Annotated in this window: 11 protein-coding genes and 1 pseudogene; all 12 read right to left on the bottom strand. The window is 42.1% G+C overall.

The window, feature by feature from the left end; all coding sequences use genetic code 11:
- Nucleotides 1-51: 51 nt before the first annotated feature.
- On the bottom strand, nt 52-1,728 hold the full coding sequence (locus CHH58_RS03240) for a DUF2334 domain-containing protein (RefSeq protein ID WP_170937507.1): 1,677 nt from the start codon (nt 1,726-1,728) through the stop codon (nt 52-54).
- A 404-nt stretch (nt 1,729-2,132) separates the two neighbouring features.
- A pseudogene (locus tag CHH58_RS18880) lies at nt 2,133-2,213 on the bottom strand (hypothetical protein); the annotation flags it as partial.
- A gap of 22 nt (nt 2,214-2,235) precedes the next feature.
- Nucleotides 2,236-2,388 carry a dUTP diphosphatase gene (locus CHH58_RS18875; RefSeq protein WP_430980826.1) on the bottom strand — a complete coding sequence of 51 codons (153 nt, stop codon included), beginning with the start codon at nt 2,386-2,388 and terminating at the stop codon, nt 2,236-2,238.
- A 1-nt stretch (nt 2,389) separates the two neighbouring features.
- Nucleotides 2,390-2,557, bottom strand: a complete 168-nt coding sequence (locus CHH58_RS03235; RefSeq protein WP_095262003.1) for a dUTP diphosphatase — start codon at nt 2,555-2,557, stop codon at nt 2,390-2,392.
- 989 nt (nt 2,558-3,546) lie between these two features.
- Nucleotides 3,547-4,881, bottom strand: coding sequence for a type I glutamate--ammonia ligase (gene glnA, locus CHH58_RS03225; protein WP_095217735.1), 1,335 nt, complete (start codon nt 4,879-4,881; stop codon nt 3,547-3,549).
- 16 nt (nt 4,882-4,897) lie between these two features.
- A complete protein-coding gene (locus CHH58_RS03220; protein WP_038560431.1) occupies nt 4,898-5,290 on the bottom strand; it encodes a MerR family transcriptional regulator in 393 nt (130 codons plus the stop codon).
- A gap of 97 nt (nt 5,291-5,387) precedes the next feature.
- Nucleotides 5,388-6,641 (bottom strand): aminotransferase class I/II-fold pyridoxal phosphate-dependent enzyme, encoded by a 1,254-nt coding sequence (locus CHH58_RS03215; RefSeq protein WP_095262001.1) that lies wholly within the window; start codon nt 6,639-6,641, stop codon nt 5,388-5,390.
- Complete coding sequence (hflX, locus tag CHH58_RS03210; RefSeq protein ID WP_095230248.1) at nt 6,638-7,879, bottom strand: GTPase HflX; 1,242 nt, start codon at nt 7,877-7,879, stop codon at nt 6,638-6,640. Before hflX ends, CHH58_RS03215 begins: the two co-directional genes overlap by 4 nt.
- Before the next feature lie 170 nt (nt 7,880-8,049).
- Nucleotides 8,050-9,195, bottom strand: a complete 1,146-nt coding sequence (locus tag CHH58_RS03205; RefSeq protein WP_095262000.1) for a Ger(x)C family spore germination protein — start codon at nt 9,193-9,195, stop codon at nt 8,050-8,052.
- Nucleotides 9,170-10,282: a GerAB/ArcD/ProY family transporter gene (locus CHH58_RS03200; RefSeq protein WP_095230244.1), complete on the bottom strand. Its 1,113-nt coding sequence runs from the start codon at nt 10,280-10,282 to the stop codon at nt 9,170-9,172. The genes CHH58_RS03205 and CHH58_RS03200 overlap by 26 nt, the downstream gene beginning before the upstream one ends.
- A gap of 12 nt (nt 10,283-10,294) precedes the next feature.
- Nucleotides 10,295-11,890 (bottom strand): spore germination protein, encoded by a 1,596-nt coding sequence (locus tag CHH58_RS03195; RefSeq protein WP_095262165.1) that lies wholly within the window; start codon nt 11,888-11,890, stop codon nt 10,295-10,297.
- A 183-nt stretch (nt 11,891-12,073) separates the two neighbouring features.
- Nucleotides 12,074-12,994 carry an AAA family ATPase gene (locus tag CHH58_RS03190; RefSeq protein ID WP_141234992.1) on the bottom strand — a complete coding sequence of 307 codons (921 nt, stop codon included), beginning with the start codon at nt 12,992-12,994 and terminating at the stop codon, nt 12,074-12,076.
- Nucleotides 12,995-12,998: the final 4 nt, after the last annotated feature.

Here is a 12,998-nt window from a genome sequence, read left to right as displayed (position 1 = left end):
AAATCATGTACTTTCACTAATATCTTTCCTTTTGAGTCTTTATACGATAGATTAGGAGGCGCTTCCTACTTGAACTAGGCTTTTTTTCCTTCTTTTACGTATTAAGAAAATCGCTACAGTTAAAACGAGCAATAACACTGGCATAACCCATATTACAGTCTTCTTGATAAACAAGTTCCTTTCATAATCACTAGCCAAGAAAGGCTTCTCCACGTGGTACTCTCCGCCTCCAGTTGATATGCGGATATCGTTTACCTGGACCAGATTGTCCCGTTGTTTAAGATCAAGCCAAGTTCCATCAACTTCATTTAAATTCGTAACGACTTCCTTAAGCCCGCCTATTCCAAGGTAAGGATGATAAAAGGCAGATAAATAAGATTGGTTGTATTTTGACCTAATCTCTATCTTATCTTGCATTTTCTGAATTGCTTTACCATCGCCTTGTTCAATGTATCCCAAGGTTTCCGGATACAAAGTCATACCATGCAAAAATTCAGGACGTGATTCATATAATGGCACGTATTCTTCCTGCCATGTTAGGTCTGTCAGCTGCAGTTGCCCAACATAAGAAGAAAAATGCTCTGATACTATTTTATAACCTTGTTGTGAAATAGCGTAGTGAGGAGCTTCGAAAGCAACTGGATAGAGATCATGAGCTACTAACTCTTCTATTCCGCTTTCAATTGCATTTTCTATATACGCTCTTTCGTATTCTTCTCCTTCTGCTACAAATGCTTCATATTCTGCATCAGTCGTAAAATCAGATCTCTGCTTGGCTTTTTCATCCGATGGCTGATAAATAGGACGATCATTTTCAGCATCCCAGAATTCAAATCCCTCACCTGTTTCTGAGCTGCGATATTGGTGCTTATAACCATGCATCACTATACTAGCTCCGTTGTCCTGCATATACTTTAAAGTCTTCACAAGTTTGGGCGAATCAGCAAGATGGACTTTTTTACCTTTATTTGTATACTCAGGTATTACCGCTACCATATAAGGAATGTTCATCTCCTTTAAGTACTTAGCTTGGTCCATTAATAGACCAGGGTCCACCATAGGATGAACATCTTCAAGTCTCAAGTACTTTGTTATTCCTTTCCTCTCTTCACCGAAGAAATTGATAAATGATTGCGTAATAATTTCACCAAAGGGATTGTAAAGATTTTGTCCTGCAAAGTAGTAGACGTTATCAACATTAAGCAATAAAGGAACTAATCCACTGTCATTGACTTTGTTACCGACCAGGGAAACAGAGGCACCATTACCTGTCACATCATAAACAATGCGATCCTCTGCCAAGTTCTGTTCATTATTGTCTGGGACTTCTACCTTATTAACCAAGGCTTCCCCATTTATGTTTAACCAAGGCATCTTTTCTTTGAATTGCTCGGCATTATGATTAATAGCGTAAAATGGACCTTTGTAATCTTTGAAAGCTTCCAGCAAATTCTCCGACAAGACTTTCTCCCCCGCTCCTAAATAAATAACATATTCGTATTCACTTAGATCTACTTGAGCTATATCTTCATCCTCGATTACCCTATAATCATCTTTGAATTGACCAACTAACGTTTCCAAGATACGTACATCTTTTAATTCATCTTCTTTCGTATTGCTATATACAATCAAAACAGAATCTGCATCCTCCTCAGCAAAAGAAGCATTAGGAAAATTTAGGACAAATACTATAATAAGAGACAGCGACATGATAAGAACCTTTCGCAACGACATTACCTCTCCCCATTAGATATATCTCTACTAAATTTACCATATATTTGTATAAAACAAGTTAATTTTTAATGAAAATCCCAGCTGATCCATATTCACACTAAGCCAATTCTCTGAATCAGATACGTAGGTATTTCTTTTGATGTTCCATGAATCTCTTCTTATTTGCGTGCCAGCCCAAATGAAAACTTTTATCCATTCAATAAGCAGCATTATTTTGCTGGGTTCGTACTTAAGCAGAAAACACAGAGAATGAATGGCAGTAATCGAAAGAGCAGCGCAAGAAACTTTAGGAAAGAGGTATGCAACCACCTTTCATACAAAGCTTGAGTATAACTGCAATGGCCAGTCACCATTACTGGGTAGAGAAAAACGTCAAAATTCGAGGTTCATCCGTTTTATTAATTGCCCTTATACTGCTGCCGGTCGTGGTTTACGCTGTTCTTTCCAATGTAGGCAGTACGGATTTGTTCTTCATTAAATCCTGTCGTTCGATTAGCTCATTTATACGGTCTGTATGTCTGTGTTAGCTTTGTATATTAACGGCGGCGAATGCTCTAACGTGTAGTCCAACGTAATACCCCATCCCAATATGAAATGCAACGTGTCTACGTATTCCTCAAGGAGTTGGTTATCATAACTCTTACCAGCAACAATGCTAGCATGTATTTAAATGCACTCTAGTTTCTTCTTTACTCCAATACTTAAATCCATGCCATTCATTTGCAAATTCACCTAGCTCGACTATAGCCAAGAACACCTTTGCCGACTTGTCCTCGTCTTTGTAATCGATGTTCTCCATAAGCCCGCCTTGAGGTTCGAACAAGTCTTTCAGTATAATTTTATTTCCTCCCCTTGATTCAATTGCTCTAACTCTCCGAGCTGATTTTCTTTTTTTATTTCAAGATGCTACAACAACGACAGGTATAGTCATCCATACTTCTTTCATCGTCAACCAGCTCTTTAAATTGTCCCTTAATTGCTTTAAAGGTGGGTATTGTCGGACAAAAGAGTTATTTGTCGTTCTATTATCAACCTCCCTATTACCAGTATTTGTTATGATGTAAGTAAAACATATTAAAGGCGGTGAACCTATGAAGATGAAATTATTGAATATCACATTAGCTCTTGGATTAGTGTTCGTATTCTCCTCTCCTGTATTTGGAAAAGAAATAACACCATTAGTCTCTGATTGCGGTGGTTCAGAACATCCACTTCCGTGTTGGATTCATTAAAATTATCGTTGTAACCGATAGGAGCCATGCTTGGCTCCTTTTTTATGAAACTAATGCAAAACCACTTTCGTTTGTCCAACTCTGCAAATTGTTGCTTCCATCTAATAATACTCCATTACTATTACCTGGATCTTATTACAAAAAAGGAAAACCACGAAGAGGTTTTAGTAGTAAACCAGAAGCATGGTTTGCTACTAAAGAAATGTTTGTAGTTGTCCTGACGGTACACAGTTAACGTAAAGTACCTTATTCAATGCATTAGTCGAATACTTAAAAGAGCAGAAATAGACCCGATTCCTATTCACGGTTTAAAACAGACACATACTGTAATGTTGCTTGAAGCTGGCGCTAGTATGAAGTATATTCAAGAATACTTGAGTCTTAAGAACATGGAGATTATATACTCTCATATCTCTAAGACTATAGAATCTCAAACCTTATACATATGAAGAATTTAAGAAGAAATTATGTAAATAAAAGTGCGGGTGTTTGGTGGGTGGGAAACAGCTATCGAATAAAATTGCAATTCACCCACACAAAGAAAAACCCTTGACACCAGTGGTATCAAGGGTTTCCTCAATTAAAAGTCTTCCATGTACTGCTCGCGCTCCCATGGGTGGACCTGAGTTCTAAACATATCCCATTCGATTTCTTTCGCTTCGATGAAGTGTTCGAATAAGTGATCACCTAGTGCTTCGACGATGATATCGTCAGATTTAAGCTGTTCAAGAGCATCGTATAGTGTAGCTGGAAGATCTGCTACGCCATTCTTTTCTCTTTCTGCTTTGTCCATCACGTAGATGTTACGGTCAATGGATGCTGGTGCTTCTAGGTTGTTCTTGATTCCGTCAAGCCCTGCAGCAAGCAATACGCTCATTGCCAAGTATGGGTTCGCTGCTGGATCAACGCTGCGCACTTCAACACGTGTGCTTGCTCCGCGAGCGGATGGTACACGGATAAGCGGGCTGCGGTTTTTACCGGACCATGCAACGTAGCATGGTGCTTCATAACCTGGTACAAGACGTTTGTAAGAGTTAACTGTTGGGTTTGTAACCGCAGTGAAGTTAATTGCATGCTTCAACGTACCTGCGATGAACTGGTAAGCTGTTTCAGAAAGCTTCAACTCGCCGCTTTCATCGTAGAATGCGTTTTTGCCGTCTTTGAATAGAGACATGTTACAGTGCATACCAGAACCGTTCACACCGAATAGTGGTTTCGGCATGAATGTTGCATGCAGACCGTGTTTTCTAGCGATTGTTTTTACTACTAGTTTGAATGTTTGGATATCATCAGCATGTTTCAATGCATCAGCATATTTGAAATCGATCTCGTGCTGACCTGGAGCCACTTCGTGGTGAGAAGCTTCAATTTCAAAGCCCATCTCTTCCAGTTCCAAAACGATATCGCGACGAGTAGTTTCACCCAAGTCAGTTGGAGCAAGGTCGAAATATCCGCCTTTATCGTTCAATTCCAAAGTAGGCTCGCCTTTTTCATCAAGTTTGAACAAGAAGAATTCCGGCTCTGTACCGATGTTGAATGCACTGAATCCAAGCTCTTCCATTTTCTTAATGTTACGCTTCAGGTTGTAACGTGGGCAGCCTTCGAATGGCTCTCCTTCTGGAGTGTAGATATCACAGATGAAACGCGCCACTTTGCCTTTTTCACTTGTCCAAGGGAATACAACGAATGTATCCAAGTCCGGGTAAAGCTTCATGTCGGACTCTTCGATGCGTACGAAACCTTCGATAGAAGATCCGTCGAACATCATTTCGTTATCCAATGCTTTGTCTAGCTGGCTAAGTGGGATTTCTACGTTTTTGATTGTGCCAAGCAAGTCGGTGAACTGTAAACGAATGAACTTTACATTCTCCTCCTTGATAATCTTGATTACATCTTCTCTAGTAAATTTCGCCATTCTTTCTCCTCCTCTATTAATGGAAGAATCGTGATAACTCTCCCTGACGTAACGAAGCTTTGCCCAATCGGCCGGTATCCATTAGTTCCTGACGCAGCATCTGTCTTAGTGCTTTATCAGAGATTTCCGGTTCGATCGGTGTTTCAAGCATTTCTGCTGTCGGTTTCTCTCTGAACGGCAGCATTTGCTTGATTCCTGCAAGGTTGATTCCTTTATCGATCAATTCCTTGATTTCCAGCAGTCTATCCACATCATTGAATGAGAAAAGACGCTGATTGCCTTCTGTTCTTGCTGGGAAAATCAGTCCGTTGTCTTCATAATAACGGATTTGTCTCGCTGTTAATGCAGTAAGTGATTTTACAATACCAATAGAGAACAAGGGCATAGATCGGCGATTTATGTCACTCATTTATCGTCCATCCCCTTTCCTTATGTACTCTACGTCTATTATAAACGTAGGTAATTTTAAATGTCAACACGTGTTAGCTTAGTTGACATGAAAATTTTTAGTATGCTTGATTAGTTGATATCAAGCCTTTTTCTAATAGATTCTGAGCTGCATCCATAATAGCGAGTTTCACGTGAGCATAAGTCAAACCACCCTGGACAAAAGCCGTATATGGCGGGCGTATCGGTCCGTCCGCTGTCAATTCCAGACTGGCACCTTGAATAAAGGTTCCGGCTGCCATGATAACATCACTTTCATAGCCAGGCATCGGCGCTGCATGCGGTGTCACGTGAGCGTTAACTGGAGACGCATGCTGGATCGCCTGACAGAAGGCAATCATCTGATCTGCTGAGTGGAAGTTCACAGATTGAATCAAATCGACACGCTTGCTGTCGAATTTCGGTGAAGTTGAAAATCCTAGCAGCTCTAAAAATCGTGATGTAAAGATGGCACCTTTCAGCGCCTCTCCAACCACATGTGGAGCAAGGAAGAATCCTTGGAACAGCTCCTGCAGCATACCAAGTGATGCTCCTGTCTCTTTTCCAAGACCTGGTGCAGTCAACCGGTTGGCACACAACTCGATTAAATCGGCTCGGCCAGCAATATAACCCCCCGCACGGACAATACCGCCACCAGGGTTCTTGATAAGTGATCCGGCTATTAAATCCGCACCAACATGAAGTGGTTCCTCTGTTTCAGCAAATTCCCCGTAGCAGTTATCAACAAATATGATTGCTTCTGGATACTTCTCTTTTACGAAAGAAATCATTTCACCAATCTCTACAACAGAAAAAGAAGGTCGGTCGGCATATCCTTTTGAACGCTGGATTGCCACCACCTTCGTCTTCTCGGAAAGCTTTGCTGCTACAGCCGGATAGTCAACTGCACCATCTTCTGTCAAATCAACAGCATCGTATGTGACACTGAAATCCTTTAATGAACCTGTATCTTCTTCTCGGTTTCCAATGACACCTTCCAGCGTGTCGTATGGCTTGCCAGTTATATAAAGAAGCTGATCTCCTGGACGTAAAACACCGAACAATGCAGTAGTTATCGCGTGTGTACCAGAAACGATCTGCGGGCGGACTAAGGCATCCTCGCCGCCGAACACTTCTGCGTATACTTGTTCGAGTGTCTCCCGTCCAAAGTCATCATAGCCATATCCTGTTGTAGGGTTGAAATGACTGTCACTAACACGCTGATGGCGGAAAGCATCCATCACCCGTTTCTGATTTTCTTCCACAATACGATCTACTCTAGCGCGCTGACCGCTTGTTTCTTCTTCTGTTCTTCTTGCTGTTTGGATTATCATGCTTCATTCTTTCCTTTCAACTGATGGAAAAGTGGATGATCCGGCAATACATATCCGCTCACTTCGTAGGCATCCATTTCCTCGTTGTATTCCCTTTTTGTTAAAATCGTCTCCTGTGCAAGCTTATCTAATAGACGGCCGCCAGAGGCAGGTACGATTGTATCATAAAATTCACTTGCTTCCTGGATCATTTCCTGCACTTTATCCATTACAAGTCTGCGGTCTTCTTCTTTGAATGCAGAGATCTGGACATATGGATGCGCACTGGCAATGAAATCCTCCGTAAGCAAGTCTGCTTTATTGTATACTGTCAAAATCGGTAATTGATCAGCCCCAAGTTCATTAAGCAGTTTCAGTACAGTAGCCTGTTGTTGTTCATGATCTGGATGCGCACTATTTACCATATGAATGATGAAATCAGCTTCTGTCACTTCCTCCAGTGTTGAACGGAAAGCTGCGATAAGCGCTGTCGGAAGATCCTGGATAAATCCAACCGTATCCGTAAGCAGTGCTTGAAAACCGGATGGAAGGCGCATACGGCGCGTCATTGGATCCAGTGTAGCGAACAGCTGGTCTTGTTCTAGGCTGTCGTTTCCAGTCACCCGGTTGAAGATTGTCGATTTACCAGCATTCGTATAGCCGACCAAAGCAACTTGAAAAGCCTGATTCGCTTTACGTCGCTCCCGATAACGAGAACGGTGTGAGACGACTGCTTTCAGCTGCTGCTTGATTTCGTCGATCCGTCGGCGGATATGCCTTCTATCCGTTTCAAGCTTGGTCTCACCAGGCCCTCTTGTCCCGATGCCGGCTCCAAGACGGCTCATTTCTGTACCTTGTCCATACAGTCTAGGCAGCAAATATTGCATCTGTGCCAATTCCACCTGCAATTTACCTTCACGGGTATGTGCGCGTGTTGCAAATATATCAAGGATCAGCTGGCTTCGGTCGATGACCCGAACGCCGACCCTGTTGCTGATATTTTTCAATTGTCCCGGCGATAACTCGTCGTTAGATATGACCAGAAGCGGCTCTTCCTGCTCAACTAGCTCTGCAAGTTCCTCCAGCTTCCCTGATCCGAAATAAGTACCAGGATGCAGGCGTTCCCGTTTCTGCGTGACAATTCCTGCCACTTCGCCTCCTGCTGTTTTTGTTAATGCTTCTAATTCATCAAGCGAAGATTGAAATCGCTCTAGTGTTTGAGTCTGATGATGGACTGCCATCAATAATACACGTTCCATGCTGTCACCCTTTCTATATGTCATTATACCCTATCAGACAAGGAAAAAGCCTTCGCATTTCTGCGAAAGCTAAAATCATCTAGTTAGATGCGGTGTCAGTTAGCATCATGAGTTACTCAGTCTGACTGGCACCTTGACATACTCTTTCATTTCTAAATACAGTCTTCCGTTCAATCCTTCACCATATCTCCTGTATTGATTATCTTTATCTTTGCATCATACGTCACATCTGCATCTGCAAAATACTTATCCCAATCTTTTTTCATCTCTTGATAATCCCTTGGATAACTTATCCTGAAACTGTCATGAAACTCAATAACGTCTGATTGATATTCATTTTGCAGCTTCTTCATCGTGTCTTCCATTAACTTAACAACCTTTTTTTCAGCCAAATGCTCCAGCTTCTGTACATAGCGTTCGGATAAATTATTAGATGACTGTGACCAGTCCTCAGATATCCAGCCCTGCGACGTTACTTTCACACGAAATGCCAGTCTGCCATCCTTGTATAGTGGCTCTACCTTTGTTTTATAATGCTGCACTTCATAGATGATCGTATTATCTTTTTCATCCTTGAAATTAAGCAAGCCACCCTTCCCTTTTCCGGTTACCCAATTAATTCCTTGGACCTCGTCATCTGTCAAATAACCGACGAGTTTATTATTTTTTCCACTTATGACACCTGCACCGTGCACTAAAATAGTATTTTTCTCCTTAGTTACATTCGGCAATACAAAACTGACATGTGAGGATATATTAGCAGCAATATCGCCGACTCGCACTGGCGGGAGCATTTTCATAGTGGATGTTTCATTGTCAAAGATGTTGCCGATGTAGCTGCTTGGGATCTCCCCTTCTATATTCGTACCCAATACGTCGCTTGCTTGCTGCTTGCTTAGCACCACAACTGGGCTTAGACGCGTCACATTATCACGTAAGATTTGGTCTAGCAAAATAGAAAGATCGTATCTCTCTGCCGTTTCTTGATTGATTACGATAGATGCCAGATGATCCGTATAAACTGGATATGGCAGCTGCAGGGATATACTGCGCAGGATATCATGCAGGGAATTTCCTTCCAAGGTAATGTCTTGATACATTTTCCCCTGTTGAGCCCCTGCTTGCTCCCCCTTTTTCTTTGTAACAGCAATCTGCGTCGTATGCTTAATAGGAGTTTCTTCATTCTCACTGCTATCGAATCCAAAGCCAATAACAAAGGACATATCTTCAATATCTGAACTGTCCCAGCAGCCAGAGAGGAAAAGCAGCACTATAAGGCCTGCAAAAATGTTACGTTTCATCTTTTGTTTCGCCATCCTGCTTCAGCCTCCTTACAAGCGCAATCAACAGAAGTAACCCAGGCACAATGAAAGAAAAGACAAAGCTAGTCCAGCCAATAATTGTTCCCATTTTTTCTAACTCATTCAAATCCTTAGGGACTAAACAAATGATGTAAACCGCAGCCAAAAGTATATAGTTCGCTTTTTTATACGAAATACGCGTCAGCGTAGAGACTCCTTTTGCAGCCACGTACTGACAGACAACAAATGTCGTAAACATCTGAATCAGCCAAACGACTAAAAATAGTGATTCAAAACGTTCAAACAAAATACCTTCATATTCGTACTCTTGTATGAGGGCAAATGTCGGCCATTTTTGATGCTTCATCCTTTCTACTGATAACCCTCCAGTAATGACTACTACTGCGAACAAATAAATGGAAACTGGTATGGCTAATCCGAAAAAGGCAACTTTTTTAGCATCTTTAGGATTCTGCATCATGGCAATGAATACGAGCAGGAACTCCAATCCGCTGAAAGTAAGGAATGTGGGTGTTAGACCTTTCAAGACAGGTGCTGCACCTAATCCGAGCACTGGCCGCAAGTTATTGAATTCAAACACTTTGAATCCAAGAGCAAACACCAGTATAAAAATAATTATACAAATAGGTGTCAGCAGCTCAATCAGCCGAGCTATCGGATTGATGCCGCCTACCAACAAATACATTGCGACCCAGTACATACTAATAAGAATGACACTAATTGGCGTCTCTTCCAGCAAATAAAACTGGGTCAATTCACCCATAGAACGAATTTCAAATGAACCGATCAAAAGGGCATATCCAATAAAACAAACGCTAAGTATTGTCCCTACCCATTTACCTACAATCAGCTTATTAAATTCAAAAAAAGTAAGCCGGTTAAAGCGAAGACTTAAAGATACTATGATAAGAGAGGATAGATAACCGCAGATACCGCCTATTAGAATACATATCCACAAATCCGGCGTTCCCACTTCAATCGCCAGCGTTCTAGGCAGTGTGAAGATACCTACAGCAATCAATGTTGAGGAAAGCAATGTTATCATTTGCATTGTTGTGATTCGAGTTGTCCCCATCTTCATGTGCTGCAGCTCCTAGTATTTCTTTCTTCTAACTTGATCCTTTGGAAAATATTCAGTCGGTCGCTTTCTCATCGTAAATAAAGGCATGCGAAGGAAAAAGTCCTTCCAGTCATCTTTGCTGTAAAGTGTGCCCGGCGTTATATACGGCACACCGAAACTCCTCAGCTTAACCGTATGGACACAAATAGCCAAGAAGAATAAACTGATTCCGTATAAACCCAGGAAAGCAGCGGAAAACATGGCAAGGAAACGGAGTACTCTTAGCGCAATACCCGCACCATACTGTGGAGAGACGAAAGAAGCGATTGCTGTCGCTGCTACAACTATGACCATAATCGGACTGACTAGCCCGGCCTGAACAGCAGCTTCCCCGATGATCAGGGCGCCAACCAAGCCGACTGTCTGTCCTACAGGCCTCGGAAGTCTGAGACCTGCTTCCCTCAACAGTTCAATCGATACTTCCATTAGAAGAGCCTCTATAATTGTCGGAAACGGAACCCCGATCCTCGTCCCAGCTATTGCCAGCGCTAAGTCTGTAGGTATCAAACCTTGATGAAACGACACGAATGCTATATAAAAAGATGGCAGGAAAACACTTAGAAAAGCTGCAACATAGCGAAGCATTCTTATAAGCGACATTGGAATCCAGCGCTCGTAATAATCCTCCGGTGACTGGAGCATCATTGAGAACGTAGTCGGCACAATGAGTGCATATGGAGTGCCGTCGAGCAATATGGCAATTCTTCCTTCCAAAATTGCCGCCATCACGCGATCTGGCCTCTCTGTTGATTGTACTTGTGGAAAAATGGACAAATAATCATCCTCGATCAGCTGTTCAATATAACCTGTTTCAGCTGCATGATCTATATCTAAATTATTAATCCGCTCTTTTACTTCCTCTAATAGCTTTTCGTTAGCGATATCCTTCAAATAAGTAACCGTCAGCTGCCTTTTCGTTCTCTCTCCCACTTCAAAATCTGTAAAGGTCAAATTCGGATCGGTAGTCATTCTGCGCAGCATAGCAGTATTATCACGAAGATTTTCAATGAAACCCATCCTCGGACCCCTTACAAGCGTTTCAGTAATTGGTTCTTCCATACCGCGTAAGATCCATTTTTTCACGCTAAGGACGAAAACTTCAGCCAATCCGTCAACTAAAAGCAGTACAGAACCAGAAAGAAGCTGTCGAACCATCTTATCTGTTTCTTTCACTACTTTCACATCACTGACCTCAATCGTGTGGAGCATCAGAAAATCCTTTATGCTTTCTGTTTTGAAAAAGTTCAAACCTGATTTTACTTGTTTCGTATTTAGGAGAGGGTGAAGAATGGACTGTTGCAACAAATGCTGATCAACCAACCCATCAATATACACAATACTGCAGCTGCGATTATCCATCCCTAGCTTGAATTGACGAAAAATGATATCAGAGCTGTCCCCAACAATCGCTTTAATTTGTTCTACATTTGCTGATATCTTTGGTGATAATGTAAAATTTTGAATGAAGTGCTGCTCTTTTCGTTTATGTGTCTTTTTACGAAGCTCTTTCAACTTGTTGCTTAGCACTGTGAATCCGACTGGTACAAGAACAACTACGATAGTCCCCATCCACACATCCGTTCGGATAAGAAATTCCAGTATATTTCCCATGATTTGCACTCCTTACTAAGTATAGTGCCCTAGCAAGTTACAGCTATGCATACCGTATATAACGTTATCATGGGTGTTCATGGCAAAAGAAAAAAGCTCAAACGCGCGCTTTACACACACTTGAGCTATTAATACACACTGTCATTCTTCTTGATTTAAATCAGCGACAGTCACTTTCATCAGTTCTTCGGTCGACAGATGGTGATCATGGCGCACGAGCCGAACCGCTTGCATCCGAATGGCCTTTTCAATGACATTCCGTACAAAGCGGGCGTTTGAAAAGTCCGCTGTCCGTTTTGCTTTCTGCTGTACAATAATTTCTTTAAGCTTCCATTCTGCTTCCTTAGTCAGTTGGTACTCTTTTTCTGCAAACATTCCTTTTGCGATATCCATCAGCTGTTCAGATTTATAATCAGGAAATTCGAGTTGGATAGGAAACCGTGAACGCAACCCTGGATTCAAGCTCATGAAATGCCCCATTTCCCTGGGGTAGCCGGCAAGGATAAGTATGAAACGGTTAGAGGCGTCTTCCATATGTTTAACAAGTGTATCAATTGCTTCTTTGCCGAAGTCCTTTTCTCCGCCCCGAGCCAACGAGTAAGCCTCATCTATGAATAAGATCCCACCCATGGCACGCTGGACGAGCGCCCGCGTCTTCTGAGCAGTATGCCCGATATATTCTCCAACTAAATCTGCTCTTTCCGCTTCGATAAAATGACCTTTATCCAACACGTTCATGTCGTGGAAGACGGATGCAAGCTTGCGGGCTACCGTTGTTTTTCCAGTACCGGGATTGCCTTCAAACAGCATATGCAGCACTTGCTTTTCTTGTTTTAACCCTGCTGCTTCCCTTTTCCCGCTGATATGGACATTTGCATAAATTTCTTTGATTGTTTTCTTGAGCTTTTCCATTCCGATGAAGGCGGAGAATTCCTGGTCGATATGACGGAATGGATCGATATCGCGCTTGACAGTTCCACTTTGCAGCTGTTCCGTCTCCTGCTGTCTGTTTTTCAGGACGATATTGATTTTCCCTTTTGCATTCGTAACTTGAGCTTCCACATGA

It is taken from the genome of Terribacillus saccharophilus (assembly GCF_002272745.1).
GTDB lineage: Bacteria > Bacillota > Bacilli > Bacillales > Amphibacillaceae > Terribacillus > Terribacillus saccharophilus_B.
Note: the sequence above shows the minus strand (reverse complement) of the source record. Positions and strands in the feature narration are given on the sequence as shown.